This window comes from Deefgea piscis, assembly GCF_019665785.1.
Lineage (GTDB): Bacteria > Pseudomonadota > Gammaproteobacteria > Burkholderiales > Chitinibacteraceae > Deefgea.
Genome location: NZ_CP081149.1, coordinates 70,864 through 96,420, shown reverse-complemented (window position 1 = coordinate 96,420; position 25,557 = coordinate 70,864). Strand labels below are relative to the sequence as shown.

Genomic DNA, 25,557 nt, shown 5'->3' with positions numbered 1-25,557 from the left:
GCTTAGTATACGGATTCACTGTTTATTACAGGTGGGTATTTGGTTCTATCTTAGGCTACCCCCAAAGAGGTAGTCCTTAATGCAAGCTGCAGATTAAAAAAAATATTTTATAGTGTTTAATTGTCTTAGCGGTTTTGCTGCCACCACTAAGGCTATCTACATCAGCAAAATTGCGCTTTGAATGATTGCTTTGACTACACTGTCAGAACGGCCCTCATGGCTCGACTGAGTCAATATGCCGTGTGACTCACGTGCATTTAACTTGCTGAAGTCAAAAGGAAAAATATGTCAACGTCCATCTTATCGAGTTCGACCGCTTTGCAAGACCGATTTGGCCGTGCCATACGTTATTTGCGGCTGTCGGTGACCGATCGCTGCGATTTACGCTGTAATTACTGTTTGCCCAAAGGTTTTGACGATTACGAAGAGCCCAAAAACTGGCTCAACTTTGATGAAATGACCCGCTTAGTCGGCATCTTTGCCAAAGCGGGGGTATCGCGAGTTCGCTTAACTGGCGGCGAGCCTTTATTACGCCGCAATTTGCCGCAATTGGCCGCCCGCTTGGCCGCTTTACCTGGCGTAGAAGACCTGTCTTTATCGACTAATGCCACTCAGCTGGGTAAACACGCGGTAGCGCTCAAAGCCGCAGGCGTTAAGCGCATCAATGTTAGTCTGGATTCACTGGATAAGGGCTGTATTAATACCATCACCGGTCGGGATAGTTTCGACGCGATTATGGCTGGAATTATGGCAGGCAAGGCCGCAGGCTTTGCGCCGATCAAGCTCAATATGGTTGCTATGCGCGGCGTAAACGAGCATGAAATTGAGCGTATGGTGGCTTTTTGCCTCGAAAACGGCTTTATTTTGCGTTTAATCGAAGCCATGCCGATGGGCGACACCGGCCGCAACGCGCAATATATGGATCTGAACCCAATTCGTGAGCAATTGGTGTCGCAGTTTGATCTGATTCCAGAAGTTGCCGAATTGGGTGGTGGGCCAGCGCGTTATTGGCAAACGCAAGATGGCAGTGGCCGAGTCGGTTTTATCACCCCAATTTCACAGCATTTTTGCGCCACGTGTAATCGAGTGCGTTTGTCGGTCGATGGCACTTTGTATATGTGTTTGGGCCAAGAAGAAAAATTTGAATTCGCGCCCTTATTGCGCGGTGGCGCAACGGATGAAGAAATCCTCGCTGCCTTGCAGCATGCGATTGAGTTAAAACCCGAAAAACATGAATTTAAAGAGCAGCCCGGCAAGATTATCCGTTTTATGTCGCAAACGGGTGGCTAGGTATTGGGCTGTGGCCATTGCTGGCCAATGCTTGTGTTGATATACGGTGGTATGTAGGTCGGATAAGGCGCAGGCCTTGTCCGATTTTTTTGTTTGAAGTTTTGAGAAGTGTGCTGGTCTTGGGTTGGTGTTTGCTGTGAGTTGGTTGCGGGGGGTTATGTGCCTGCGGCACGGTGGTTTGGGTGCGCGGGCTGCCGCGCGGCAGGTCTCTTTCTTTTGCTTCTCCAAAAGAAAGAGACGAAAGAAAAGGAGCCCCGAGCGCGCATCGGTCCCCGATGCCCTCGATTGTCGCAAGCCAAACGAAAAACCGTTCTTCTCGCTCCGCACTCGGTGCGCTTAAACGGGATGGAAAACCATGACGCCATCATTAACGTGCTTGGTCGCGTGATTTGCTTGGCATAGCAGGTTGGATTCGGGATTTAATTTTTATTATGTATTTGATTGTAGCCATTGATCCAAAATACTTTGCTGGCAATACATAGTGATTATTTCGCGCTAGTTGGTCTGGGTCTTAAAGGTCTGTTAAAAACGAACACTGAGCACGAAGCAAGAAAAGTGAGTGCCGCGGCGCATAGTCGCTGACGATGCTTGGAAGCAAATGAAATGAGTAGGTTAAACTGTCGTTTCTGAACGCATGGCGATTATTTTAAATTTAAATACTGAAAAGTGAGCGATATGACCCACATCCTCGGTATTACTGGTTATTCCGGTTCGGGTAAAACCACGCTGATTGAAGCATTGCTGCCGGAACTTGCCCAATTGGGTTGGCGGGTGAATGTGATTAAGCATTCACATCATGATTTGGAGCTGGAGCCGCCGCGTAAAGATAGCGCGCGGTTTCGCTCTGCTGGCGCAGGCGAGGTGATGGTGGTGTCGCCGTTTCGCTACGTGATTGTGCATGAACTGCGCGGTGCGGCTGAGCCTACGCTGGCCGAACAAATTGCACGGTTGGCGCCAGCGGATTTGACCTTGTTAGAAGGCTTTAAATCCGAAGAAATCCCCAAAATAGAAATCTGGCGCGAGGCCAATGGCAAACCACTGCTGTATCCAGATCATGCCAGTATTGTCGCCATCGCGACAGACAGCAAGCTTGAGCAGGCTATACCCCATCTTGATTTGAATGACGTGCCAGCATTGGCGCAGTTTATTTATGCTTTTTTTGCCACTGAATCTCGCGGCGTTTGAATTTAAATTGCGCATCACGAGTGATGTCTTACGTGGCAGGATCCTTGTGTGCTGTGTTGATCTCAATGACGCGTTTTATGGCGGGCGAAGCGCCGCAGCCGTGGTGGGCGTTTACTGCTGAGCGTAAGTGCAGTTTTAAAATTTAATAATGATTGGAGTTTTTATGCTGGATTTTGCGACTGCCCTAGCGAATTTATTGGCGACTGCGCGCCGAGTGAGCGAGTTTGAACATCTGGATTTATTGGCGGCCAATGGCCGAATTTTGGCGCACGATGTGATTTCGCCGCTGGCGGTGCCAGGCTTTGATAACAGCGCGATGGACGGATATGCGCTCAATATCGCCGACTTTAACTCCCCACCAGCGGATTTTTTGCTGAGCCAGCGTATTGCCGCTGGTGAGGTTGGACAGGCACTCGCGGTGGGTGAGGCGGCGCGGATTTTTACTGGTGCACCGATTCCGGCTGGCGCCAATGCGGTGGCGATGCAAGAAGTTTGCAGCGTGACCGATGGTCGAGTCGCGGTGGCGATGCCGCTGAAAAATGGCGCGAATATTCGCCGCGCCGGTGAGGATATAGCGGCGCAATCGGTGGTGTTGACTGCCGGAACTCGTTTGGGCGCGGCAGAAATCGGTTTGGCGGCGTCGATCGGTTGCCCGACTTTGCCGGTGGTGGCGCCACTGAAAGTGGCGCTTTTGAGTACTGGCGACGAGCTGGTTGAGCCGGGCAAGCCACTGGCGGCGGGGCAGATTTATAACTCTAACCGCTATGCGCTACATACTTTGCTGCAAAACTTAGGCTGCGCGGTGACTGATTTTGGCATTGTCGGCGATGATAGGGCGGCGACGATTGAATTACTGACGATTGCCGCCGAGCAAAACGATGTGGTGATCACGTCTGGCGGAGTATCAGTCGGTGAAGAAGACCATGTAAAGGCTGCGGTTGAATACCTAGGGTCACTGGATTTATGGAAAATCGCCATGAAGCCGGGTAAACCATTTGCCCATGGCCGAATTGGTGGGGCTGATTTTATTGGTTTGCCGGGTAATCCAGTGTCGAGCATGGTGACATTTTTAATGCTGGTACGCCCATTTTTATTAGCGCGCCAAGGCGTAACAGCACTTGATCCGGTCAGTTTGCCGCTGATCGCTGCATTTGATTGGAAAAAATCCGGAGATCGCCGTGAGTTTTTGCGAGTGCGTTTGAATTCGGCCGGCCAAGTGGAGTTATTCCCACGACAAGGATCGGGCGTGTTGACGTCGATGGTATGGGGCGATGGTTTGGTGGATTTGGCGGCAGGGCAAACAATTAGCGCTGGCGATACGGTGACTTACTTGCCCTTGTCGGCCTTGGTTTAAGGAGTTCAAATATGATTAATTTGGTTTATTTTGCTCGTTTAAAAGAAGTTTTTGGGGTGGCTGAAGAAGTGCTACCCAGCACGCCCGCCACGGTGGCCGACTTAATCGCACTTTTGGCGGCACGCGGCGGTGTTTGGCACGATGAATTGGCGACTGGCAAAGTGTTTCGCGTGGCAATCAATCAAGAAATGGCGCAATTAAGTGATGCGATTAGCGATGGTGCCGAGGTGGCGATTTTTCCGCCAGTGACGGGGGGCTGATATGACTCAGATGCAGGATGTGATTCGCGTGCAAACGCAGGATTTTGATGTCGCCGCCGAATATGCGCGCCTTGCCGGTGATGCCACGGTGGGCGCGGTGGTGATGTTTGTTGGCCGCGTGCGCGACCTGAATCCACAGCCAGAATTGATTGCTTTAGAGCTAGAGCATTACCCAAAAATGACCGAAAAAGCGCTCAATGCCATTGTGCTCAAGGCGCGTGCGCGTTGGGACTTAGGCGCAGTGACGGTGATTCATCGCGTGGGCCCCATGCCGCCCGCCGAGCAAATTGTGTTGGTTTTAACTGCCAGCGCCCATCGGGATTCTGCCTATATGGCAAATGCGTATATCATGGATTACTTGAAAACTGAGGCGCCGTTTTGGAAGAAAGAAGTGACTGCCAACCACAGCATTTGGGTTGATGCGCGCGAATCTGACAGCACGGCAAAGCAACGTTGGGAAGGGTAATAATGATGGTTGATGCGGTAATCTTGGCCGGTGGTGAAGGGCGTAGAATGGACGGGCGCGATAAAGGCTTGGTTGAGCTATCGGGCCGCCCTTTGATCGAATGGTGCTTAGAGGGTTTACAGCGTCAATCGGTATCGGTCGATCATGTATTGATCTCTGCAAACCGCAATTTGCCAGATTATGCGCGTTACGGTTATGCGGTGCTGCGCGATGTTTATCCAAGTCATCCCGGGCCTTTGGCTGGGATTCATTCGGCATTTTTGGCGTCGCCAGCTGAAATGATGCTGGTCGTTCCTTGTGATTTACCGTTTTTACCGCCGGATTTATTGCTTAAATTACGTGGAGAAATGGAGCGCTCGGGCGCGCAAGCTGTGGTCGCCAAAACCGCCGATGGCCGCATTCACCCGACGATTTGTTTGCTACGCAAAGGCGTGCTTGCGTCTTTAGTTGAGCATTTATCAAGTAATCGCTTAAAGATGTTGGATTGGTTAGAGAGTATTCAGGCAGTGAGTTTAACTTTTGCAGAAGGCAGTTTCCCAAATTTAAATACCTCCGATGATTTAGCTGGCTTGGCCGCGCGCTTATCCGGCGTTGAAGCCATCCCAGTGGCTGGTGGTTTAACGCATTTTAATAGCGCTGGCGACGCGCATATGGTCGACGTTGGCAAAAAAGCCGAAACGCATCGCATTGCCACCGCGCAAGGCGAAATTCGGATGTTGCCCGATACCTTGCGCATTATCGAAGACGGCACGAATAAAAAAGGCGATGTGCTCGGGGTCGCGCGAATTGCGGCGATTATGGCAGCGAAAAAAACCAGCGATTTAATCCCGCTATGCCATCCCTTGCCGCTCACAAAGGTGAGTGTTGATTTTAATATTGATCGACAAAAATCAACGGTGCGCTGCATCGTCACTTGTGAAACCTACGGCAAAACCGGTATCGAAATGGAAGCCTTAACCGCCGTTAACGTTGGCCTGCTCACGATTTACGATATGTGTAAAGCGGTGGATAAAGGCATGGTGATGAACGATATTCGCTTGCTGGAAAAAATCGGCGGTAAATCGGGGCATTGGTTAAGTGAGTCAAGCGACGCTGCGTCAGCAACGCCGCTGATTTAAGTCTCTGAACGATTTGGGTAAAAGCGTTTACTTTTGCCCAAATCCCAAATCCCAAATCCCAAATCCCAAATCCCAAATCCCAAATCGGTTTATCGTTTTGACTTAAGCCCAAATCATCGGGTTTTTGCTGATCGCCACAAAGATCATATACACAAAGACCGCGATTGCCGCGATAAAGGCGATGACGCGGGCGCGGTAGGTTTTACCGCGTTTAATCGCAATGGTTCCCAAAATAATATACAGCGCCAAAGCAATCAACTTGGCCATCAACCATGGGTGCGCGCCGGGTTTCATGCCGGCCATCAGCGCCAAACTAAAACCGGCAATCAATAGGCCGGTGTCAATAATATGCGGACTGATACGTAACACGGGGTGTTGTAACATTGCCGATTGCTTGAGCATTAATACGCCGCGCCATAAGAACAGCAGGCCAGAAAGGCCAATTAAAGTCAGATGCAAGTGCTTAATGCCTAGATAATATTCCATGCTTTTGTCTCGATGTGATGAATAGGTCTTATGCCTAGACGATTAAAACAGTAAAATGTTGCATTGTCGGCCTTTATTAGCAGAAAAAATTATGGAAGAACCCCTACGCTTATCCAAACGCATGGCCGAATTGGGCTTATGCTCGCGTCGCGAGGCCGATGAATATATTGCCCGTGGCTGGGTCTTGGTCGATGGCCAAGTGATCGATGTGCTCGGGACTAAGATTTTACCGAGCCAGCAGATTGAGCTGCATAAATTTGCCGCTCAAGTACAAGCTGGCCGCGCAACGATTTTGATTAATAAACCGGTGGGCTATGTTTCCGGCCAAGCCGAAGACGGCTACGAGCCAGCGGTGGTGTTATTTAAGCCAGAAAACCATTGGGTTGGCGACAATAGCGGCATTCCTTTTTCGCCGGTGCATTATCAAGGTCTCGCGCCAGCTGGGCGCTTGGATATTGATTCGGTTGGACTCTTGGTGTTGACGCAAGACGGCGTGGTGGCTAAAACCCTGATCGGCGAAAACTCGCAAGTTGAAAAAGAATATCTAGTGCGCGTTTCTGGGCATTTAAAAGCCGATGGCTTACGTTTACTCAATCACGGTCTTGAACTCGATGGCGTTAAACTTAAGCCAGCGCGGGTTTGGTGGCAAAATACCGATCAATTGCGCTTTATTTTGCGTGAAGGTAAAAAACGCCAGATTCGCCGGATGTGTGAGTTAGTGGGTTTGGAAGTGGTGGGTTTGCAGCGGATTCGGATTGGCCGGATTTTGCTCGGTGATTTACCGCGCGGCCAATGGCGCTATTTAAGCCCAGACGAATCGTTTATTTGATTGGATGGCACTGCGTTTGGCGCGGTGTTTGTTGGCGAATCGCCCTCTTTTTAGAGGGCGTTTTGATTGGTAGTGAATCCGTTGTGGCTTCGTTAATCGGCGCGCTGCGGATCTTTTTTTGGGATCAATATGCGTGCTGATTTATGGCTGCTTGAATTGGGTTTGGCCACGTCGCGCACTGCAGCGCAAACGATGATTTTGGCTGGACGAGTGTGGGTCGATGGTCAACAAATTCATAAAGTGGCGACTAAAGTGTCACCGGCGGCCCAAATCAGCGTCACACCGGATGAGTTGGATCGCTATGTGTCACGCGGCGGGCTTAAATTGGCGGGCGCTTTAGCCACGGCAGGCTTGGATGTCAGCGGCTGTTTGGCGCTGGATGTCGGGATTTCGACTGGTGGCTTTACCGATTGCTTATTGCAGTCGGGTGCGCGGCGCGTGGTGGGTATTGAGGTGGGGCATGATCAATTACACCCACGCTTGGCTGCTGATGCGCGAGTGGCGCAGTTTGAAGGCGTCAATGCGCGGCATTTAAATTTAGCCATGATTGAATCTGCGCTCGATGCGCCGCTGGATTTAGTGGTGGGTGATGTGTCGTTTATCTCGCTGAGCTTGGTATTGCCCGCATTGCGCTCGGTGTTACCGGTGGGTGGGCGTTTATTGTTTTTGGTGAAGCCGCAATTTGAATTAGGTCCACAGGCCTTGGGTAAAGGTGGCATCGTTCGCGATGACAGCCTGTATCCACAAGTTGAAGCCAAAATTTGCCTTGCCGCGACAGAAAATCAATTTCGCGTGCTCAGCTATTTCTCCAGCCCGATTGCCGGTGGTGATGGCAATCGAGAATTTTTTATTGATGCGGTGGCGATTTAATATCTTGAGGTAATGTTCAGATTTGGTGTTGATGCTGTGCCGCGCTCGTCGAGCTGGGGGTTAAAAACCCGTCTAAGCGCACCGAGTGAGGAGAGAGACAAACAGCTATATCGTTTGGCTCACGACGATCGAGGGCACAGCGGAGCTGGGCGCGCTCGGGGCGCCTTTCTTTCCCCCTCTTTCTTTGGCGAGTCAAAGAAAGAGGGTCCCCGTCGCGGACTGCGACTGTAAACAGCCGTGCCGCAGGCACTTAAAACCATCAACATGTAATCTGAATATTGCCTATCTTGACAGGGTATAGCTCGCTAGACTCCATCAATAAACTTGGTAATGGATATACATCAGTAAGAAAAACCCCAGCCCGAATAGCATGATGAGCTCGATGGCTTGATGCCAATAGCGATTTTTTTGCATCAAAATACCGGTGGCAATCACCAGTGGAAATAAGCTCATCAAATAGCGTGGGCCGGATAATAACCAGCTTGGCGAATACGACACCCATAAATACACCGCTGCATAGGCTAAATACGGCAGTGGCAGTTGTCGGCCACTGGTGAGCAGCAAGGCTATCGCGGCAAAGTAGCACAGCACGGTGGGCAGCCAAGTGCCTAGTGCTAGCTTTAAATCGCCTTGAACGAGATTGCTAAAGGCATTGGCGACATTACTTGGTAGAAATCCAAAGCTTTGTGACCAATTTTGCCGTTGATAAATTAAAAACTGTAGCCAATTGCCGGCTACAAAGTGGTTGATCGCTAAATAAGCCAGCAAACCCAGCGGCACCAACGCCATCCCCAGCAGTGCGCGCCAAGGGCGGTGGAGCTCGCCATTGCGCCAGCGCAATAGGATTTCAACGGCAAATGGAATCAGTAATAAAACCCCTTGATTACGGGTAAAGCCCGCCAGAGCAGCAAATAAGCCTGCTAGTAGCCAATACCCTCCACGTAAATACCAAAATGACAGCAAAGTGAGCAGTAAAAATAAGCTCTCGGTATACGGCATCGCAAAAAAGAAGGAAAAAGGAAAAATCACTAAGACTTTGCAGCAGTCCCAAGCTAATTGCGCATTTTGGCTTTCGCGCTCGACCAAACGATAGAGCACGATACAGGCACCACAAAAGGCGGCTAATGAGGCGATTAAGCTGGCCGCAAACAGCGGTATGCCAGTTAGGCCAATCAGCGCGACTAAGGCTGGGTAAAGTGGATAAAACACTAGATTGAGCTTTTCAGGCATTGCGTCGGTGACATAGCCGTGAGCCGCAATATTCAGATAGTGCACCGCATCCCAGCGCCACCAAATGGTTTTGAGGCTGTCAAAAAAGCCGACCACCTGATTTTCTCGAAAGATAAACAACAGCCAAGCCAATAGCCAAGTTGCTAAGCGCGCACCGAGGACCAACAAAACAATGGCGTAAATCGGGTGACGTTGTTGAAAAGGGGCTGCAGTATAGGTGTGCGGCGCAAATAAAGGCATGTGCTCGTCTGCGCTTTCGCCTAGCGATAAGCGAAACTCATAGACGCCGCGTAAGGCGATATAGGCCAGTAGCAGAACAAATGCCAGTAGCGCGATGGTGGTCATTAACATGGTCTCATCCATTATTTAAGTTGCGGCTTAGCGTCGATGCGCTATTACAGTAAATTATGCCGTAAGGATGTGGGTCGCTGATGAAATAAGGCACAAGGTTGGTGGCTAAGGCTGAAAAGGCAACAGATTGCACTGCAGCTAGCTACAAAAGGCAGATTGAGTGATCTGCGGTCAGTTATAAAAAAGCAGATCGAATGACTTGTAGATAGTCGTAAAAAAGGCAGATCAAAAGATCTGCAGATAGTTGAAAAAAAAGGCAGATCAAAAGATCTGCCTTGTGCTTAATAGCCTTAATTGCTCAATTAATTGATTGTTTCATCTTCAGGCTGTGTTGGGCGCTTTAATTTGAAATCGAGGTTGCGGTTAAAAAACTCGCGTCCTTCATCGACTTCTTTTACTAAGGCGCGCACTGCCGGTTCGTCAAATTTAAATAAGGTTTCGTAAAAATAATCATAGCTTTCTGGGTAAGCAAAAGCCGCTTGGCGCATCAGCTGCTGGGCAAGGGCTTGATTGCCATTGAGTGCTTCCATCACCGCTTGATCAGTCATTTGCCCAGGGTAAGGGCGAATCGCATTGATATTACGTAAGATGCCGAGCTTCCAAGGCATTTCGCTCTTGCTGGCGACGATGTAATTGGATAAACCAAAGTCAGCATAAAAGTCGATTAATGGATTGTTACGCATGCCTTCTAAGGTTTGAATTCGCGCCGCGTTGATTTTTTCGTCTTTGGCCGGATCCATAATCGGGTAAATCTTGAGATACAGCTGCGCGCCGAGTACGGATATTGTCAGCGCAATCGCTGCCCAGATGGTCCAGCTGATTCGCGCTGCGATCGCCGGTACTTGGTATTGCGGCCCATCGCTGCGCAACAAGAGCAGGGCGACGACAAAGGGGCCTAAGAAGTGGAAATACCACAGAGGATATTCAACTAAGCTATGCAAAATCGATACGATGGCCAGTGCCGCACCAAACACCACCACCGGTTGATTCCAATTGCGCCATAAATTAGCAAATGCCCAAGTAATCCCCGCGACGATGATCGCAGTACCAAAAATGCCGGTTTCTGCGAGTAAATTCAGTACTGAATTATGCGCGTGGGTAAATAAAACACTCTCAGACACGATGGCAAATTCAGGGCGAACTTGCAGCGCAATACTTTGCGCACCATATGCGCCCCAGCCCAGTCCAAGCCATGGATGCTGTAAAAAAGCTAACCAAGCTTTTTCCCATTCAACCAAACGACGTGAGCCATTAGAATCAATACGATCCAAGCCTGTTGGCACTTCATTTTTGGCTTTGAGTAGCGCTTGCAGTAATTCATTCACCAGTGGTGCTAAAAATTGCATCACAATGATTAAAACGGCGGCAATACTCAGCGCCTTACCAAATTGACGAACGATCTCGCCACCGCGCCACCACAAGAATAAACCGGCCGGTAGCCAGGCAAAGGCGTACAAAAATGGCGAACGTGAGCCACAAAACGCCAATGACAATGCCAACCACGGTGCAACAATCCAAAACATCCACTTTGGCAGCTCGTCTTTTTGCGTGACTAAATATGCCGCGCTCGCTAGGCCCCAAGCGAGGTAATGCCCATACATATTTTTTTGGCCGATATTGCCAAAAATCAGTCGTGGGCCTTCTTGTACTAATTGCATAATTTGTGGCACTGCTAGGCCGGAATTAAAGATGGCGCCAGCAAGTAAACCCCAGGCAAACATGGTGACAATACTTTGCGAGCCGTAGACCGCCATCGCGCGTGATAAAGACCAAGCCAGCATCCCGGCGCCCAGTGCATAGACCACAGGATAAACGACTTCGGTGGCGTAATACGGTTGAATAATCGCCGCTTGCACGCCAATAAAACTAGCAAAAGCCAACCAAAAGAGACTGGTCCATGGCGGATTGATTTTGTCTTTGTGATCACTTGGAATAAAAGCACAAGTGAGCGTAATCAAGACGCATAAAACAAAAGCAGCTAATTCAGAAGGGAAAACAGGATTGGGATTCCAGCGAAAAGGAATCCCACACGGCACGGCGGCAAATAAAAATAGCAAGGTCTGCAATAGGCGCAGTTGAATCGGCATAATGAACTCAGAGAAGAATCAAACGGGTACGACCGCTTTGGGGCGAAATAACATGGCGGCAATAAAAACGCCCAGCTCGTAGAGCAAACACAGTGGAATCGCGAGCATTAATTGCGATACCACATCGGGTGGCGTAACAATGGCTGCAATGACAAAAGCGCCGACAATGACATAAGAGCGGATTTCACGCAATTTTGCGATGGAAACCACGCCCATTTTGACCAATACAATCACTGCAATCGGCACTTCAAAAGTCACACCAAAAGCCAAAAACATACCAATGGCAAAATCCAGATATTCGCCAGAATCAGGCAACCATTGCATGCTGGCAGGCACCACCGAGACAATAAACTTAAAAACCACGCCAAAAACTAGAAAATAAGCAAAGGCCATACCCAGAAGAAACAATAGGCTGGAGGCGATGATTAAAGGGATGATGAGTTTTTTTTCATGCTGATACAGGCCGGGCGCAATAAAAGCCCAAGCCTGAAATAAAGTGTGTGGCAAGGTAATAACAAAAGCCACTAAGGCGGCGATTTTTACCTGCACCATAAACGGCGAAGCAATACCGATCGTGACTAATTTTTGGCCGGGTAATACCGCTGCCAGCGGGGCAACGAGTAAATCATATAGTTGCGCTGAAAAAGCAAAGGCAACGATAAAACCCAACAAAAACACCAGTACGCCACGAACTAGGCGGGTGCGTAATTCTAATAAATGGCTAAATAAAGGCTGTAGATTATCGATCATGTCTTTTTTCGCTGTCGGCAAGGGTGGGTCTATTCACAGCCGCAAGGTGATGAACCCAGTGATTCATCGTTCATTGAGGTTAGCGCCGATCGCGATAGGCACTATTGGGGAGTGTTGGCAAAGTGTCGATGGCGTGCTCAAGAGCGGCGCTACTGTCCTCATCACGACTTGTTGGCGGCATTTGTGCGCCTTCGGCGAGCATGGCAGCAGCATCGGCAAAGGGCTGATGAATTGAATTGCGTAAATCATCGGTCCCTTCGCGCAGCTCGGCTTCTAGCTTGGCGAGCTCGCCCATTTGCATTTCTTGGTGGATTTCAGATTTCACATTGGCGATAAAGCGCTGCAAGCGGCCAAGCAGCATGCCGGCCGTTCTGGCAACTTTAGGCATGCGTTCAGGCCCCACTACGATCAATGTGACCGCACCAATGACTAATAACTCACCAAAACTCATGTCAAGCACAGGCATTACCGAAAAAAGCGGGGTGAATAAAAATAGCTAAAACCTGAATGCCAAGCACGCTTAAGGTTTGTCGTTATCAATGACACGACCGACTTCTTTTTCGGCTGGTTTTTTGGCGTCAGCTTCAGCTTGTTCGCCTTCTTTTAGACCATCTTTAAAGCCTTTGACTGCTGAGCCCAAATCTTTGCCGACAGAACCGAGTTTTTTGGTACCAAAAACCAAGATGATAATGACCAGTACCACTAACCAATGCCAAATACTAAATGAACCCATGATATGCCTCGATAAGTAGAGGGCGATTGATCGCCGATAAATTCAAAATTTCTGTATCAATACAAGTAGATATATTGCTACAGGGTAATTAATCTGCGTCTGAGCGTCTATGACTCTTGTGGGGTACCCAAGACATGTAAATGCAAGTGATACACTTCTTGCCCACCTGCTTCACCGGTATTGATCGCCGTTTTAAAGCCAGCTTGTAAACCTTGTTCACGCGCAATGTGTGGTACTCGTGCCAAAAGTTTACCCAGTAAAACTTGATCTTGTTCGGTGCAGCCAAGTAAAGAATCAATATGTTGCTTCGGAATGACTAAAAAATGCACTGGGGCTGCTGGGCGAATATCGTTAAAGGCGATGACATCATCGTCTTCATAAATGATTTTCGCAGGAATCTGTTTGCCAACAATTTTACAAAATAAACAATCGCTCATTGTGCTTCCCATTAGACCTAAGTAGATAAGCAAAAGTTTTCGTGCATCGCCGCTTTGCCAACCAACGTTAAACTTTGGCGGCTAGGCTGGGCGATAAAACTTTTGCACGAATGCTTATTTACGTGCTGCTTTTTCATCAATACCTGAAATGCCTTCACGTCTTGCTAATTCGGCCAGTACATCTTCATGGCTTAAGCCTTGATGTGCCAGCAAAACCATAGTGTGAAACCATAAATCAGCAACTTCTCGCACCAAATGCAGTTTGTCGCCATCTTTAGCCGCCATAATGGTTTCTACTGCTTCTTCGCCGATTTTCTTGAGGATTTCATCGGTGCCTTTATGATACAGCTTGGCAACGTATGACGAAGTTGGATCAGCTAAACGACGCTCAGCCAGCGTAGTCGATAGACGTTCAAGAATTTCAGCGGAAACCATAGCGAGCTCCATACAGCAAACATGAGGGATTATATTGCGCTTACGTTACAAGTTCGTGGCAATTGTAACGGTGTGAGATTTTTTAATGTTGATGATTCGCACCATAAATCGACTTTGGATCTTTTAAAACGGCTTCGGAAACAATCCATTGGCCATTTTGCAAAGTGCGGAAAAAGCAGCTTTCACGGCCGGTATGGCAAGCGATGCCACCTTCTTGGCGGATCTTATAAATCAGCACATCGCCATCGCAATCGAGCTCAATCGCTGATACGTGTTGAAAATGCCCTGATTCTTCGCCTTTGTGCCATAACTTTTGTCGTGAACGAGTCCAATAATGGGCGGTATGTCGCTCGGCGGTAAGCGCAACGGCCTCTCTATTGGCATACGCAAACATCATTACCCGTCCTGACGCTTCGTCTTGGGCGATGACGGGTACCAGACCTTTGTCATCCCACTGGATTTCATCCAGCCAAAGTGGCTGGCTCATAGACGCACCTCGATGCCCGCAGCTTGCATGGCCAGCTTAGCATCTCGGACTGAATATTCGCCAAAATGGAAGATGCTCGCTGCTAGTACCGCATCGGCATGGCCTTGCTTTACGCCATCGACCAAATGCTGCAAATTACCTACACCGCCTGAGGCGATGACTGGAATATTGACCGCATCGGATACGGCACGCGTTAGTGGCAGATTAAAACCAATCTTGGTGCCGTCTCTATCCATGCTGGTGAGTAAAATTTCACCGGCGCCAAGTTGCTGCATTTTTAGCGCCCATTCCACCGCATCAAGCCCGGTTGCACGGCGACCGCCGTGGGTGAAAACTTCCCAACGGCTATTGGTGGCATTGGTGGCTTTGGCGTCAATGGCCACCACAATGGCTTGGCTGCCAAAACGACTCGCAGCTTGTTCGACCACTTCGGGATTGGTCACTGCCGTGGTATTGATGCTGACTTTATCGGCGCCAGCATTGAGTAAGCGACGAACATCGTCAGGAACGCGAACGCCACCGCCAACGGTGAGCGGAATAAAAACTTGCGAAGCCACCGCTTCGATGACGTGCAAAATTAAATCGCGGTTGTCGCTTGAGGCGGTAATGTCGAGAAAGGTCAGCTCGTCAGCGCCTTGTGCATCATAACGGCGCGCAATTTCGACAGGGTCTCCGGCATCACGTAGTTCGAGGAAGTTGACGCCTTTGACGACACGGCCAGCGGTGACATCAAGGCAGGGAATAATACGTTTGGCTAAAGGCATTTTATTTCCGTGCGGTGAGGCACCGCAGATTAATCGAGTTGTTGCTGTTTCCAGTTTTCCCAAATGGCGGCCGCAGCTTCAGCGTATTGGCTGCGGCTGCCAGCAAATTCTGGCGTAAACCATTGGGTGAAAACATTAAAAAGAAGTTGTTGTACGTCGTCGACGTTCAAGCACTGCGGTAGACTGCGTAAAATACTACCTACTTCTGGCGCATAACCTTCCGGCTCGCTGACTAGCGAAATCGTCATCGGGTCATATTCAAACAAAATCTGGCAAACCTCGGCAAACCACTTGGGGTTATTGGCGCGAATCCAATCACCCGTTTTTCTTTCGTCATTTGCCCAATTGAACCAGTCTGGTTTTTCCATGCGCCCTCGCTGACGATTTAGGCGGAAAGTTCATCCGCTAAGTCTTGTGCCTTGGCAAAGTCGATCGTGCCTTCATAAATAGCACGGCCAGTGATCACACCTTCAATGCCTTCATCGGCCACTTCGCATAATTTACGCACATCGTCCAAATTAGTTAGACCGCCAGAGGCAATGACCGGGATGGTTAAAGCTTGGGCTAATTTGACGGTGGCTTCGATATTCACCCCAGACAGCATGCCATCACGGCCGATATCAGTGTAAATAATGCTTTCAACGCCGTAGCCTTCAAAGCGTTTGGCCAAATCAATCACATTGTGATCGGTGACTTTGGCCCAACCATCGGTGGCGACCATGCCGTCTTTGGCATCTAGACCGACAATGATTTGACCCGGAAAGGCATCACACGCTTCGTGTAAGAACCCCGGTTGTTTGATTGCGGCAGTACCAATAATGACGTAATCAATCCCGGCATCAAGATACATTTCGATGGTTTCCAGCGAGCGAATGCCGCCCCCTAATTGCACCGGCACTTCGCCATTGATTGCCGCGAGGATTTTTTTTACCGCGGCCAAATTTTTTGGCTTACCCGCAAACGCACCGTTTAAATCGACTAAATGCATCCGACGCGCACCTTGATCGAGCCAATGACTAACGAAGCTTGCTGGGTCGTCAGAAAATACGGTGGCGTCGTTCATTTCACCTTGGCGCAGGCGTACGCACTGGCCATCTTTTAAATCAATTGCAGGAATAATCAGCATGATGTTAGCGTGTAAAAGTAAATGAGTCGTTAATAGGTCAAAGCCAAGTAAGCAGTATAGGTTAAAACTAGCCAAATTGAGCGAAGCGATTTAAATCTGAATATCTATTTAGCTTATTGCTTACCATTCCAATGCACAAAATTTCTTAATAATTGCAGCCCAGCAGTGTGGCTTTTTTCGGGGTGGCATTGGATTGCAAAGACATTGTCTTTAGCAATCGCCACGGCAAAACGATTGGGATAACTGGTTTCAATGATGGTGTCGTGTGGCTCGGCCGGCGCAAAATGATAGCTGTGAACGAAGTAAAAGCGCTCTTTGTCGGCAATGCCAGCCCATAGAGGGTGGTCTTGCACAATGAACATTTCATTCCAGCCCATATGCGGCACTTTGAGTTTTTGGCCTTGCTCGTCATGCATATTTTCGGGCTTGAACTTAATCACTTTGCCTTTAAAGACGCCAAGACAATCTATGTCGCCTTCTTCGCTATGTTCAAACAACAACTGTGCACCAACGCAAATGCCTAAAAAAGGTTTGCTTGCCGCAGCATCGAGTACCGCTTGCTTTAAGCCGCTGGCCTCGAGTTCACGCATACAATCGGGCATCGCACCTTGACCAGGAAAAACCACTTTATCCGCGCTAGCCACAACAGTCGGGTCGGCGGTGAGGATAATCTCGGCTTGGCCTTGGGCAACCAGCTCAAACGCCTTAGTCACCGAATGCAAATTGCCCATACCGTAATCTACGATTGCTATTTTCATTAAAAATCCAAACCTTAAAAAGAGCTCTCAACGCAGAGACGCAGAGGCGCAGAGTTCAATTTTGGATTTTCTCTGCGTCTTTGCGGCTCTGCGTCGGATCTTGTTGGTATCAGCCGACTAGCGTGCCCTTGGTCGATGGTGTGATGCCCGCCATGCGAGGATCGTGCTCAACGGCCATGCGTAAAGCGCGGCCCAGTGCTTTAAAAATCGTTTCGGCTTGGTGGTGGGCGTTTTTGCCTTTGAGATTGTCGATATGCAAGCTAATTGCGGCATGGTTAACAAAACCACGGAAGAATTCACCAAATAAATCGACATCAAAACCGCCGATCATTGCGCGGGTGTATTCGCAATCGTATTCCAAGCAAGGGCGGCCCGATAAGTCGACCACCACCCGTGATAGCGCCTCATCGAGTGGCACATAGCTGTGGCCATAACGCACAATGCCTTTTTTATCGCCAACCGCTTGAGCAAAAGCTTGGCCCAAGGTAATACCGACATCTTCAACCGTATGATGGGCATCAATATGCAAATCACCAACGGCTTTGATTTCGATATCAAATAGGCCGTGGCGAGCGACTTGGTCGAGCATATGTTCAAAAAAGGGCACACCGGTATCAAATTTGCTGATTCCCGTGCCGTCTAAATTGAGGGTAATGGTGATTTGAGTTTCTAAGGTATTGCGGCTAACTGTTACTTGGCGCATGAGTCTGTTCTCGAGATTGGCAAAGGGCATTCAGCGGAATGCGCGGACCACGATGATGTCGCACTATTCTATCAGAATCCGCCGAATCGTTACGGTCGCCGCCGCGTTTCTTTCTTACAAAAGTGAATGGGCTCGAAGCTTGTCGCAGATCATTCATGTTCAATCTGACACTATTATTTGCAGTGATGACATTTATCTTGGCGCCTCGCTCAAGTAATCGAGCCTTGATGACGATAACAAAGCAAATAGCCGTCTACAAAATGCAATCTCGTTCGTACTATACCGCGGATCATTGGCGCTAAGTTGGTACTTGGCGCGGATGAATTAGATACCACAAATTCAAGAGGTAAATCCATTCTGTGTTTGAGCTGCCTTTAACTGAGCAAGTAGTGCGACAACAGCGCGTATTGGTGGTAAAGCAATCGATGTTTATCGAACCGGTTGGTGCGCGCACGCAGTGCTTGGCCTTGCTGGCTGAGGCGCGGCAAGTGTTTGATGCGCCTTGTTTGATTGATTGCGCTTTGTTGCTCTCGCAAATCGAAGATCAGCTCGGCGATGTAAAGCATGCGCTGAGCTGCTTAACAGAAGCGTTGGTGTACGCCGAAGAATTTAAGCAAATGCAGCGCACGCCGGAAATTTTGGAGCAAATCGGCCGTTGTTATTACTCGCAAGCGTGTTATCCCCAAGCGCTTGAGCATTGGCAGCAATGTGCGGTTTTATGTGGCAAACAAGTCGAGTTTTTAACAACGCGCAGTTTGGCCTTGATTGGCTTGGGGCAAATTTGTGATGCCGGTGGTGACTATGCATTGGCGGCGAAAATGCACAGTCTGGCGCATGGCCTATTGCTAGGGCAGGGTGATCCTTTTTTATTGGTTAAGGCCAAAATTAATTGGGCGGTTAATTTAAAAAAGATCGGTGAAGTCCCCGCAGCAAAAGCGTTACTGCGCGAAGCTTTGCAGCTGTGTTTACAGCAGAAACTGCCACATTATGCGGCGACCAGCTCGTTTCGTTTGGCTGAAATTAAGCTAGAAACCGGAGATTTAATTACAGCAGAAAACTTAATATCGGATGGTTTAGCGATTGTTGCTAGCACGCCATATCATTGGGCCGAGATTAATTTATTGGCCTTATGGGCGCAATTAATGGCAAAAAAAGGGCTGCTGGTATCGGCGCTGAGCATTATTCAGCGTGGCTTGCTGATTGCAAAGGCAGATGGGCTACGGCATTTAGAAATGCGTTTAAGTGAGCAAGCCGAGCGTTACGCTCGCAGCACTGGCCAGTTTGAATTAGCGGATGATTTGGCGCGCCGAGTTAATTTTATTTTGCTGCATTTAAATGCTGGGATGGTGCCCAATATTTCACCCAATCTGAGCGGTCTAAGTGAGTTACTTATTTAGGGTATGTGGCTATAGAGCATTTATTTATTATTTTGTAGAGCAATACATAGGCTTTTTATTTGTGGCATCAACAGCCCCGCAATCGCCATTGCGGGGCTGTTTGCTTTAGGCTTTTAAGCGTAGTTCAGCGGCATTGGCGTGTGCTGTTAGGCCTTCACCGTGCGCGAGAACGCTGGCAATTTTGCCCAATTTTTGTGCGCCGGCTTCAGATACTTTGATAATCGACGAGCGTTTTTGGAAGTCGTATACGCCAAGCGGGCTAGAAAAACGTGCGCTGCGGGCGGTTGGTAAAACGTGGTTGGGTCCGGCGCAATAGTCGCCCAAGCTTTCTGAGGTGAATTGCCCCATAAAAATAGCGCCAGCGTGGCGGATTTGCGGCAATAGCGCATCAGGATCTGCAACGGACAATTCCAAATGTTCTGGTGCGATGTAATTGCTAATTTCGCACGCCTCAGCCAAGTCTTTCACTAAAATTAGCGCGCCGCGATTAGCCAGTGATGCGCTAATAATATCTTTGCGTGGCTGTGTTGGCAGTAATTTGCTGATGCTGGCTTGGACTTCAGCGAGATAGGCGGCATCGGTGCATAGCAAGATCGACTGGGCGATTTCATCGTGTTCGGCTTGGCTAAATAAATCCATCGCCACCCAATCGGCTGGCGTTGTGCCGTCGGCAATCACTAAAATTTCGGATGGGCCGGCCACCATATCAATACCGACGATACCAAACACTGCGCGTTTGGCGCTCGCCACGTAGGCGTTGCCTGGGCCAGTGATTTTATCGACTTGCGGAATCGTTGCGGTACCAAATGCCAATGCACCAACGGCTTGCGCGCCGCCAATGGTAAATGCCCGGCTCACACCTGCAACATACGCTGCACCGAGCACCATATCATTGCGCTCGCCACGCGGTGTTGGCACCACCATGATGATTTCTTGAACGCCAGCAACGTGCGCTGGAATGGCATTCATCAGTACTGATGATGGATACGTTGCTTTGCCACCTGGAACATAAATGCCAACGCGATCGAGCGCGGTCACTTGCTGGCCGAGCAGCGTGCCGTCTTCATCTTCGTACGTCCAAGATGCCATTTTTTGTTTTTCATGAAAGCTGCGTACTCGCGCTGCCGCGGCTTGTAATGCCGCGGCTTGATCGCTTGGCAGGCGCTCGAATGCGGCTTTGAGTTCTTCTTGGCTTAGCTCCAAATCGGCCATGGTTTGCGCGCTGGTGCCATCAAATTGATTGGTGTATTCAATCACGGCGGCGTCGCCACGGGCTTTTACATCGGCCAAAATGCCAGCAACACGAACGTCGACTTGTGGGTCTTGCGAGGTTTCAAACGCCAGCAGTGCGGTGAGTTCAGATTGAAAATCGACGGAAGTAGAATCAAAACGGCGAATCATGGCGTAGACCCAATGCAAGAAAGAATGGCGTTGATTATACCCTGACTTATCCGTCTATCGGCGGCGATCCAGCTAAATGTCATTTAGGGCCTCAAGCTGAAAATCAGAAGTAATAAAGGCGCGGTGCGCTGTTGTTTTTCGCGATGAGACAATAAAAAGCGCCGTCACAAGGACGGCGCGCTGTATCGATGGGACTGTGCTTAGTGCGGATTAGATACCGAATGCAGTAGTTTATCGGTGTAAGCGAGCGCCGCAGCAGACACGAGGAAAGACAAATGAATAATCACTTGCCATTTCATTGTTGCTTCTGAGGTTTGTGCGGCGTTGATAAAGGTCTGCAATAAATGGATCGATGAAATACTGATAATCGCCATCGAGAGTTTGACTTTAAGTACTGTCGCGTTCACATGATCTAGCCATTCAGGCTGGTCTGGATCATTGTCAATGTGCAGTCGAGAAACAAAGGTTTCGTAACCGCCAACAGTCACCATGAGCAATAAATTCGCAATCATGACCACGTCGATCAAACCCAATACGGCGAGCATAATTTGGGTTTCGCTCAATGAGGTTAAATTCATCAGCATATTGTAAAGCGCAGCGAGAAACTTATAAGCGTAAACGCCTTGCACCACAATCAGGCCGAGGTAAATCGGTAGTTGTAGCCAGCGGCTACTAAAAATGATTTTTGAAATAAACGGTGTTTTTAGATTGGATGCTGTTGAGGGTTTCATCTCACAAGGTCTCATAAATTTGAAGAAGTGGAGTTGTCAGTTTTACTGACCGCGTGATCGTCGTTGAGTTCGGTTTTAGGCTCGATTTTGGCTTTACGCGGCGTTTTGGGTTTGGATTGCGGAAAAATCACCCGACTAAAAATTAAAGTCATAAACACGCCAAAATGCGTGGTCCCAATCAGTGATTCGGCAATAAATAGCATTTGCCCTTGATCAGAACACGGCAGTAAATCGCCAAAACCAACGGTAGAAAAAACCTCAGCTGAAAAATAAATCGCCTGTAGTAACGTCGGCTCTTTCAGGCAATGCAGCGGTGGGCCAAATAAAGCAAAATGATGCCAACCGACCGCAAACACCATGGCCAAAATGATATTACTTAAGACAAACAACCAAACTGCATGTTCGGGCGTCACGCCTTCACTCAGGCGCTGGCCTTTAGCAATACTAAAAATAAAGTAAAAATAATTAGCGTAAATGGCAACAATAAAAAAAATCAGCCGCTCATTGACGTGGGTAAAGGCAAATAGCTGCAATAGCCATGGCCAGCAAAACATCATTGCCAGCGCATAAAATGGCGCTTTGCGCCAACTAATCCAGCTTTGCCAGCGCACGGTGCTTAGTTTTTCCGACCGTTAACAGTCGCAGTAAACGCATCCAGCATCGGTTGAATCCGCGCTTGTTTGAGTTTGAGTGCTGATTGATTGATGACTAAACGACTCGAAATATCGCGAATATGCTCAACGGCGACTAAATCATTGGCTTTGAGCGTGCTGCCAGTTGAAACCAAATCGACAATGGCATCAGCCAAACCCACTAAGGGGGCTAATTCCATTGAGCCATACAGTTTGATTAAATCGATGTGCACGCCTTTGCTGGCAAAATGCTCTTTAGCCTGTTCAGTGTATTTGGTGGCGATGCGTAAACGCGCGCCTTGTTTCACCGCTTCGGCATAATCAAAGCCATTTTGTACCGCCACCATTAGGCTGCATTTGGCGATTTCTAAATCTAGTGGCTGATACAAACCTTGGCCACCATGCTCAATCAGGACGTCTTTACCGGCGACACCTAAGTCGGCCGCGCCATATTGCACATAAGTGGGTACGTCCGAAGCACGTACAATAATCAGCTGCACATCGGCTTGATTGGTGCCGATAATGAGCTTACGCGTGCTTTCGGGCGCTTCACTTGGCACAATCCCTGCCGCTGCCAATAAGGGGAGCGTTTCTTCAAAAATACGGCCTTTCGATAGCGCGATCGTAATCATTAGGATTTCCTGCAGTGGCGCCCAGCGCCACGGTTTTATTTAAATAGTTTGAGACCGGCAGGGTATTTAGCAGGCCAGCCATTTATGGCTTTGGCCGCTTCCCAAACTGAAAACAAAGAAGCACCAATGGCAACCCACCAAATAAAAATGGGCGTTTTAAAGAATAAAGTCGCAATCAGCGCCAATACATAAAAACAAGCCATTAGCATTTGAAAATTACAAATTTGCACCGCGTGTTGTTCAACGAATTCCGAGTGCGCGCGGGCAAATTGCAAACCCAAAAAAGGCACAATCAGCGCCAATACTTGCAGCGGAATAATCGGCAACCAACATAAGCCAGACAAATGCAAAATCACGGCACAGGTTTTTTCCGCCTGTGTGGGTGGCTTGAGTTTGCCGTCGCTATCTTCACTTGCTGGTTTGGGATTGATATTGAACATTAATGAAATCGCTCAATACTTGCGCCAATGCCAGCGAGTTTGGTTTCAATATGCTCATAGCCGCGATCAAGATGGTAAATACGATCAACAATAGTTTCGCCTTCAGCAATCAAACCGGCAATCACTAAGCTGGCAGAAGCGCGTAAATCAGTAGCCATGACGACTGCGCCAGATAGTTTTTCAACGCCGGTGATAATGGCGGTATTGCCTTCGGTATTGATTTTTGCGCCCATGCGAACCAATTCAGGCGCATGCATAAAACGATTTTCAAAAATCGTTTCAGTCACCACGCCAGTGCCCTCAGCAATACAATTGAGCATCATAAACTGCGCTTGCATATCGGTTGGGAATGCTGGATACGGCAGCGTGCGTAAATTCACTGCGCGTGCGCGATGCTTCATTTCCAGTGAAATCCATGTTTCACCGGCTTCGATATAAGCGCCAGCTTCACGTAATTTATCGAGTACCGAATCCAAAATGTCTGCACGGGTGTTTCTTAGCAATACTTTACCTTGCGCGGCGGCAGCGGCGACTAAGAAAGTGCCGGTTTCGATACGGTCGGCAATGATGGCGTGTTCTGCGCCATGCAAGCTGGCAACGCCTTCGATGGTAATGGTATCAGTACCGTGGCCGGTGATTTTGGCACCCATTTTGATCAGGCATTCTGCCAAATCAACAACTTCGGGTTCACGCGCGGCGTTTTCGATCACGGTAATCCCGTCGGCCAGTGTGGCGGCCATCAATAGGTTTTCTGTACCGGTAACGGTGACCATATCGCAAACAATGCGCGCGCCTTTGAGGCGGCCTTTGGCTTTGACATAACCGTGCTCGATAATGATTTCAGCGCCCATAGCTTCAAGGCCTTTGATGTGCTGATCAACAGGGCGAGCACCAATGGCGCAACCGCCAGGCAAAGACACTTGCGCTTCACCAAAGCGAGCTAGCGTTGGGCCGAGCACCAAAATTGAAGCACGCATGGTTTTAACCAATTCATACGGCGCAGTGAGGCTGGTGAGTTCAGCAGCAGTGAGTTCGTACTCGTGGACGTTATCTGTCATCACGCGAACGCCCATGCCTTGTAGTAATTTTTGCGTGGTTTTCACATCGGCCAATTGCGGCACATTGGTCAAGCGCAATGTGTCAGCAGTGAGCAAGCAGGCACATAAAATCGGTAATGCGGCGTTTTTGGCGCCAGAAATAGTAATTTCACCAGCCAGTGGGTGACCACCGATAATTCTTAATTTGTCCATGATGTATCAATTCTCTAAAAACGAAATAGGCAATGAAATCCGTCGGCTTATGGCTTGCGCCGCATCGAATGCGAGATCGCATGATGGCTGGCGGTGGCTTGGCGACGGTGAAGTTTTATTTAAACCAAGTCCACCACACCCAAGCGACAATGCCAATGAGCCACGGCAAATTGCTCAGCGCGACTAAGCGGCCCATGCTGCGGCGATCTTGGGGTTTTTTGGCGTCGATTTTGGCTTGTTCAATAACGGCTTTGGCGTCATCAATGGCCGATAAATCAAAACGTTTATCGGGGTCGGCCATTAACGCTTGGCCATTTCAGCCGGTGTGAGGGTCGCGCGCATTGAGATTGCGTGCAGTTCACCTGAATCGATATAGGATTTTAAGCCGTCGTTGATTAAGCGATGTCGCGCTAATAAACCCAAACCTTCAAAGCGGCTTGAGACTATCGTGGCATAAAAATGATGACCATCGCCTTCAACATCCAGCTGTTCGCAAGGCAGGATTTGGGCAATAAGGGCTTGTACTTGTTCTGGCGTCATGATGCTCTTTAGGGGGTCAAATCGACTCTAGGCGATGAAATTATCGCTGGAGTAAATAGTTAGCGGCGAATTTTGTATCCCGATTTTATCAAGGAGAAGGCCATTGCGGCGAGAATAAGTAAACTAAATCCGACTACGGACAAAGAAAGCCATGGATTGACATCACTTTGACCAAAAAAACCGTAGCGAAAGCCGTCAATCATATAAAAAACCGGATTAAAGTGCGATACCTTTTGCCAAAATGGCGGCAAGCTATGAATTGAGTAAAACACGCCAGATAAAAACGTCAGCGGCATAATCAAAAAGTTTTGAAAGGCAGCTAGCTGATCAAATTTTTCGGCCCAAATCCCTGCAATCATGCCCAATACCGCCATGATGCCGCAGCCTAATAGCGCAAAAATTAAGATCCATAAGGGGTATTTAAGGCTAGGCATGTCAAATATTAGTGCAGTGAGCGATACCCCTAGGCCGACCACCAGTCCACGCACAATTGCGGCCAAGGTATAGGCTGAGAAAAACTCAAAGTGCGATAACGGTGGCAGCAAGACAAATACCATACTGCCGGTGACTTTGGATTGAATAATGCTCGAGCTGGTATTGGCAAAAGCATTTTGCAGCATGCTCATCATCATCAAGCCAGGAATCAAAAACGCGGTATAGCTCACGCCGGCTAAAGGTTGCACGCGATCGGCTAATACTTGTGCAAACACCAATAAATACATCAATGCAGTCAAAATCGGTGCGGCGACGGTTTGAAAGCCAACCTTCCAAAAACGTAATATTTCTTTATAAAACAGCGTGTAAAAACCGGTCAT

General features: G+C 48.8%; 32 protein-coding genes. 9 read left to right on the top strand and 23 right to left on the bottom strand.

Going from position 1 to position 25,557, the window contains the following annotated elements; genetic code table 11:
• Positions 1-285: 285 nt before the first annotated feature.
• The 6 genes from moaA to moaC all read left to right on the top strand — a co-directional run bounded on the left by moaA (position 286) and on the right by moaC (position 5,673).
• Complete coding sequence (moaA, locus tag K4H25_RS00495) at positions 286-1,290, top strand: GTP 3',8-cyclase MoaA (RefSeq protein WP_221021538.1); 1,005 nt, start codon at positions 286-288, stop codon at positions 1,288-1,290.
• Positions 1,291-1,965: 675 nt separating this feature from the next.
• A complete protein-coding gene (gene mobB, locus K4H25_RS00490; protein WP_221021537.1) occupies positions 1,966-2,475 on the top strand; it encodes a molybdopterin-guanine dinucleotide biosynthesis protein B in 510 nt (169 codons plus the stop codon).
• Positions 2,476-2,638: 163 nt separating this feature from the next.
• Entirely contained in the window at positions 2,639-3,829 is a 1,191-nt protein-coding gene (locus K4H25_RS00485) for a molybdopterin molybdotransferase MoeA (protein WP_255587853.1), read from the top strand.
• Positions 3,830-3,840: 11 nt separating this feature from the next.
• On the top strand, positions 3,841-4,089 hold the full coding sequence (gene moaD / locus K4H25_RS00480) for a molybdopterin converting factor subunit 1 (protein WP_221021535.1): 249 nt from the start codon (positions 3,841-3,843) through the stop codon (positions 4,087-4,089).
• Position 4,090: 1 nt separating this feature from the next.
• Complete coding sequence (gene moaE, locus K4H25_RS00475; RefSeq protein WP_255587850.1) at positions 4,091-4,555, top strand: molybdopterin synthase catalytic subunit MoaE; 465 nt, start codon at positions 4,091-4,093, stop codon at positions 4,553-4,555.
• 2 nt (positions 4,556-4,557) lie between these two features.
• Positions 4,558-5,673 (top strand): cyclic pyranopterin monophosphate synthase MoaC, encoded by a 1,116-nt coding sequence (moaC, locus tag K4H25_RS17180; RefSeq protein WP_445347053.1) that lies wholly within the window; start codon positions 4,558-4,560, stop codon positions 5,671-5,673.
• 102 nt (positions 5,674-5,775) lie between these two features.
• On the opposite strand, the gene K4H25_RS00465 is transcribed toward moaC, so the two are convergent.
• Positions 5,776-6,159: a SirB2 family protein gene (locus tag K4H25_RS00465; protein ID WP_221021534.1), complete on the bottom strand. Its 384-nt coding sequence runs from the start codon at positions 6,157-6,159 to the stop codon at positions 5,776-5,778.
• A 91-nt stretch (positions 6,160-6,250) separates the two neighbouring features.
• On the opposite strand from K4H25_RS00465, the gene K4H25_RS00460 reads away from it, so the two are divergent.
• Together K4H25_RS00460 and K4H25_RS00455 are read left to right on the top strand one after the other, a co-directional pair.
• The gene (locus K4H25_RS00460; RefSeq protein WP_255587849.1) at positions 6,251-6,988 is read left to right on the top strand and encodes a pseudouridine synthase; all 738 of its coding nucleotides are present in this window, start codon (positions 6,251-6,253) and stop codon (positions 6,986-6,988) included.
• A gap of 129 nt (positions 6,989-7,117) precedes the next feature.
• Positions 7,118-7,858 carry a TlyA family RNA methyltransferase gene (locus tag K4H25_RS00455; RefSeq protein WP_221021533.1) on the top strand — a complete coding sequence of 247 codons (741 nt, stop codon included), beginning with the start codon at positions 7,118-7,120 and terminating at the stop codon, positions 7,856-7,858.
• A gap of 315 nt (positions 7,859-8,173) precedes the next feature.
• On the opposite strand, the gene K4H25_RS00450 is transcribed toward K4H25_RS00455, so the two are convergent.
• The 13 genes from K4H25_RS00450 to hisB all read right to left on the bottom strand — a co-directional run bounded on the left by K4H25_RS00450 (position 8,174) and on the right by hisB (position 17,719).
• Positions 8,174-9,439, bottom strand: a complete 1,266-nt coding sequence (locus K4H25_RS00450) for a mannosyltransferase family protein (RefSeq protein ID WP_221021532.1) — start codon at positions 9,437-9,439, stop codon at positions 8,174-8,176.
• 302 nt (positions 9,440-9,741) lie between these two features.
• Entirely contained in the window at positions 9,742-11,526 is a 1,785-nt protein-coding gene (locus tag K4H25_RS00445) for a PglL family O-oligosaccharyltransferase (RefSeq protein ID WP_221021531.1), read from the bottom strand.
• Positions 11,527-11,544: 18 nt separating this feature from the next.
• Positions 11,545-12,276 (bottom strand): twin-arginine translocase subunit TatC, encoded by a 732-nt coding sequence (gene tatC / locus K4H25_RS00440; RefSeq protein ID WP_173532553.1) that lies wholly within the window; start codon positions 12,274-12,276, stop codon positions 11,545-11,547.
• Between the two features lie 79 nt (positions 12,277-12,355).
• The gene (locus K4H25_RS00435; protein WP_221021530.1) at positions 12,356-12,727 is read right to left on the bottom strand and encodes a Sec-independent protein translocase subunit TatA/TatB; all 372 of its coding nucleotides are present in this window, start codon (positions 12,725-12,727) and stop codon (positions 12,356-12,358) included.
• A 69-nt stretch (positions 12,728-12,796) separates the two neighbouring features.
• The gene (gene tatA, locus K4H25_RS00430) at positions 12,797-13,009 is read right to left on the bottom strand and encodes a Sec-independent protein translocase subunit TatA (protein WP_173532551.1); all 213 of its coding nucleotides are present in this window, start codon (positions 13,007-13,009) and stop codon (positions 12,797-12,799) included.
• Between the two features lie 107 nt (positions 13,010-13,116).
• The gene (locus tag K4H25_RS00425; protein WP_221021529.1) at positions 13,117-13,446 is read right to left on the bottom strand and encodes a histidine triad nucleotide-binding protein; all 330 of its coding nucleotides are present in this window, start codon (positions 13,444-13,446) and stop codon (positions 13,117-13,119) included.
• 114 nt (positions 13,447-13,560) lie between these two features.
• Positions 13,561-13,881, bottom strand: coding sequence for a phosphoribosyl-ATP diphosphatase (locus tag K4H25_RS00420; protein ID WP_173532549.1), 321 nt, complete (start codon positions 13,879-13,881; stop codon positions 13,561-13,563).
• Between the two features lie 82 nt (positions 13,882-13,963).
• The gene (gene hisI / locus K4H25_RS00415; RefSeq protein ID WP_221021528.1) at positions 13,964-14,368 is read right to left on the bottom strand and encodes a phosphoribosyl-AMP cyclohydrolase; all 405 of its coding nucleotides are present in this window, start codon (positions 14,366-14,368) and stop codon (positions 13,964-13,966) included.
• The gene (hisF, locus tag K4H25_RS00410) at positions 14,365-15,132 is read right to left on the bottom strand and encodes an imidazole glycerol phosphate synthase subunit HisF (RefSeq protein ID WP_221021527.1); all 768 of its coding nucleotides are present in this window, start codon (positions 15,130-15,132) and stop codon (positions 14,365-14,367) included. The genes hisI and hisF overlap by 4 nt, the downstream gene beginning before the upstream one ends.
• Positions 15,133-15,161: 29 nt before the next feature.
• Positions 15,162-15,500, bottom strand: a complete 339-nt coding sequence (locus tag K4H25_RS00405; RefSeq protein ID WP_173532546.1) for a hypothetical protein — start codon at positions 15,498-15,500, stop codon at positions 15,162-15,164.
• A gap of 17 nt (positions 15,501-15,517) precedes the next feature.
• A complete protein-coding gene (gene hisA, locus K4H25_RS00400) occupies positions 15,518-16,258 on the bottom strand; it encodes a 1-(5-phosphoribosyl)-5-[(5-phosphoribosylamino)methylideneamino]imidazole-4-carboxamide isomerase (RefSeq protein WP_173532545.1) in 741 nt (246 codons plus the stop codon).
• Positions 16,259-16,371: 113 nt separating this feature from the next.
• Positions 16,372-17,016 carry an imidazole glycerol phosphate synthase subunit HisH gene (hisH, locus tag K4H25_RS00395; RefSeq protein WP_221021526.1) on the bottom strand — a complete coding sequence of 215 codons (645 nt, stop codon included), beginning with the start codon at positions 17,014-17,016 and terminating at the stop codon, positions 16,372-16,374.
• Positions 17,017-17,125: 109 nt separating this feature from the next.
• Positions 17,126-17,719: an imidazoleglycerol-phosphate dehydratase HisB gene (hisB, locus tag K4H25_RS00390; RefSeq protein WP_173532543.1), complete on the bottom strand. Its 594-nt coding sequence runs from the start codon at positions 17,717-17,719 to the stop codon at positions 17,126-17,128.
• 359 nt (positions 17,720-18,078) lie between these two features.
• On the opposite strand from hisB, the gene K4H25_RS00385 reads away from it, so the two are divergent.
• Complete coding sequence (locus tag K4H25_RS00385) at positions 18,079-19,116, top strand: hypothetical protein (RefSeq protein ID WP_221021525.1); 1,038 nt, start codon at positions 18,079-18,081, stop codon at positions 19,114-19,116.
• A 105-nt stretch (positions 19,117-19,221) separates the two neighbouring features.
• Here K4H25_RS00385 and hisD read toward each other — a convergent pair whose 3' ends face one another.
• The 9 genes from hisD to K4H25_RS00340 form a co-directional block, all read right to left on the bottom strand.
• Entirely contained in the window at positions 19,222-20,517 is a 1,296-nt protein-coding gene (gene hisD, locus K4H25_RS00380; protein ID WP_374706351.1) for a histidinol dehydrogenase, read from the bottom strand.
• A 200-nt stretch (positions 20,518-20,717) separates the two neighbouring features.
• Positions 20,718-21,248, bottom strand: coding sequence for a TIGR00645 family protein (locus tag K4H25_RS00375; protein WP_221021524.1), 531 nt, complete (start codon positions 21,246-21,248; stop codon positions 20,718-20,720).
• Positions 21,249-21,259: 11 nt separating this feature from the next.
• Positions 21,260-21,805: a potassium channel family protein gene (locus K4H25_RS00370; RefSeq protein ID WP_221021523.1), complete on the bottom strand. Its 546-nt coding sequence runs from the start codon at positions 21,803-21,805 to the stop codon at positions 21,260-21,262.
• A 59-nt stretch (positions 21,806-21,864) separates the two neighbouring features.
• Positions 21,865-22,512 (bottom strand): ATP phosphoribosyltransferase, encoded by a 648-nt coding sequence (gene hisG / locus K4H25_RS00365; protein ID WP_173532539.1) that lies wholly within the window; start codon positions 22,510-22,512, stop codon positions 21,865-21,867.
• Positions 22,513-22,547: 35 nt separating this feature from the next.
• A complete protein-coding gene (locus tag K4H25_RS00360) occupies positions 22,548-22,952 on the bottom strand; it encodes a DUF4870 domain-containing protein (RefSeq protein ID WP_221021522.1) in 405 nt (134 codons plus the stop codon).
• Entirely contained in the window at positions 22,952-24,202 is a 1,251-nt protein-coding gene (gene murA / locus K4H25_RS00355; RefSeq protein ID WP_221021521.1) for a UDP-N-acetylglucosamine 1-carboxyvinyltransferase, read from the bottom strand. Before murA ends, K4H25_RS00360 begins: the two co-directional genes overlap by 1 nt.
• Positions 24,203-24,317: 115 nt before the next feature.
• A complete protein-coding gene (locus K4H25_RS00350; RefSeq protein ID WP_221021520.1) occupies positions 24,318-24,503 on the bottom strand; it encodes a hypothetical protein in 186 nt (61 codons plus the stop codon).
• Entirely contained in the window at positions 24,503-24,745 is a 243-nt protein-coding gene (locus K4H25_RS00345) for a BolA family protein (protein WP_173534600.1), read from the bottom strand. Before K4H25_RS00345 ends, K4H25_RS00350 begins: the two co-directional genes overlap by 1 nt.
• Before the next feature lie 56 nt (positions 24,746-24,801).
• Entirely contained in the window at positions 24,802-25,557 is a 756-nt protein-coding gene (locus K4H25_RS00340) for an ABC transporter permease (RefSeq protein WP_221021519.1), read from the bottom strand.

Excerpts from the sequence above, each read along its gene's own strand:
- moaA (WP_221021538.1), top strand. The coding sequence starts at position 286 with ATGTCAACGTCCATCTTATCGAGTTCGACCGCTTTGCAAGACCGATTT.
- moaC (WP_445347053.1), top strand. The coding sequence starts at position 4,558 with ATGATGGTTGATGCGGTAATCTTGGCCGGTGGTGAAGGGCGTAGAATG.
- K4H25_RS00350 (WP_221021520.1), bottom strand. The coding sequence starts at position 24,503 with ATGGCCGACCCCGATAAACGTTTTGATTTATCGGCCATTGATGACGCC.
- K4H25_RS00455 (WP_221021533.1), top strand. The coding sequence starts at position 7,118 with ATGCGTGCTGATTTATGGCTGCTTGAATTGGGTTTGGCCACGTCGCGC.
- K4H25_RS00340 (WP_221021519.1), bottom strand. The coding sequence starts at position 25,557 with ATGACCGGTTTTTACACGCTGTTTTATAAAGAAATATTACGTTTTTGG.
- moaD (WP_221021535.1), top strand. The coding sequence starts at position 3,841 with ATGATTAATTTGGTTTATTTTGCTCGTTTAAAAGAAGTTTTTGGGGTG.
- K4H25_RS00425 (WP_221021529.1), bottom strand. The coding sequence starts at position 13,446 with ATGAGCGATTGTTTATTTTGTAAAATTGTTGGCAAACAGATTCCTGCG.
- K4H25_RS00465 (WP_221021534.1), bottom strand. The coding sequence starts at position 6,159 with ATGGAATATTATCTAGGCATTAAGCACTTGCATCTGACTTTAATTGGC.
- hisF (WP_221021527.1), bottom strand. The coding sequence starts at position 15,132 with ATGCCTTTAGCCAAACGTATTATTCCCTGCCTTGATGTCACCGCTGGC.
- tatC (WP_173532553.1), bottom strand. The coding sequence starts at position 12,276 with ATGATCGATAATCTACAGCCTTTATTTAGCCATTTATTAGAATTACGC.
- hisD (WP_374706351.1), bottom strand. The coding sequence starts at position 20,517 with ATGATTCGCCGTTTTGATTCTACTTCCGTCGATTTTCAATCTGAACTC.
- moaE (WP_255587850.1), top strand. The coding sequence starts at position 4,091 with ATGACTCAGATGCAGGATGTGATTCGCGTGCAAACGCAGGATTTTGAT.
- K4H25_RS00445 (WP_221021531.1), bottom strand. The coding sequence starts at position 11,526 with ATGCCGATTCAACTGCGCCTATTGCAGACCTTGCTATTTTTATTTGCC.
- tatA (WP_173532551.1), bottom strand. The coding sequence starts at position 13,009 with ATGGGTTCATTTAGTATTTGGCATTGGTTAGTGGTACTGGTCATTATC.
- K4H25_RS00435 (WP_221021530.1), bottom strand. The coding sequence starts at position 12,727 with ATGAGTTTTGGTGAGTTATTAGTCATTGGTGCGGTCACATTGATCGTA.
- hisA (WP_173532545.1), bottom strand. The coding sequence starts at position 16,258 with ATGCTGATTATTCCTGCAATTGATTTAAAAGATGGCCAGTGCGTACGC.
- hisI (WP_221021528.1), bottom strand. The coding sequence starts at position 14,368 with ATGAGCCAGCCACTTTGGCTGGATGAAATCCAGTGGGATGACAAAGGT.
- K4H25_RS00405 (WP_173532546.1), bottom strand. The coding sequence starts at position 15,500 with ATGGAAAAACCAGACTGGTTCAATTGGGCAAATGACGAAAGAAAAACG.
- hisH (WP_221021526.1), bottom strand. The coding sequence starts at position 17,016 with ATGAAAATAGCAATCGTAGATTACGGTATGGGCAATTTGCATTCGGTG.
- mobB (WP_221021537.1), top strand. The coding sequence starts at position 1,966 with ATGACCCACATCCTCGGTATTACTGGTTATTCCGGTTCGGGTAAAACC.
- hisB (WP_173532543.1), bottom strand. The coding sequence starts at position 17,719 with ATGCGCCAAGTAACAGTTAGCCGCAATACCTTAGAAACTCAAATCACC.
- K4H25_RS00360 (WP_221021522.1), bottom strand. The coding sequence starts at position 22,952 with ATGTTCAATATCAATCCCAAACCAGCAAGTGAAGATAGCGACGGCAAA.
- K4H25_RS00460 (WP_255587849.1), top strand. The coding sequence starts at position 6,251 with ATGGAAGAACCCCTACGCTTATCCAAACGCATGGCCGAATTGGGCTTA.
- K4H25_RS00450 (WP_221021532.1), bottom strand. The coding sequence starts at position 9,439 with ATGTTAATGACCACCATCGCGCTACTGGCATTTGTTCTGCTACTGGCC.
- hisG (WP_173532539.1), bottom strand. The coding sequence starts at position 22,512 with ATGATTACGATCGCGCTATCGAAAGGCCGTATTTTTGAAGAAACGCTC.
- K4H25_RS00485 (WP_255587853.1), top strand. The coding sequence starts at position 2,639 with ATGCTGGATTTTGCGACTGCCCTAGCGAATTTATTGGCGACTGCGCGC.
- K4H25_RS00370 (WP_221021523.1), bottom strand. The coding sequence starts at position 21,805 with ATGATGTTTTGCTGGCCATGGCTATTGCAGCTATTTGCCTTTACCCAC.
- K4H25_RS00375 (WP_221021524.1), bottom strand. The coding sequence starts at position 21,248 with ATGAAACCCTCAACAGCATCCAATCTAAAAACACCGTTTATTTCAAAA.
- murA (WP_221021521.1), bottom strand. The coding sequence starts at position 24,202 with ATGGACAAATTAAGAATTATCGGTGGTCACCCACTGGCTGGTGAAATT.
- K4H25_RS00420 (WP_173532549.1), bottom strand. The coding sequence starts at position 13,881 with ATGGTTTCCGCTGAAATTCTTGAACGTCTATCGACTACGCTGGCTGAG.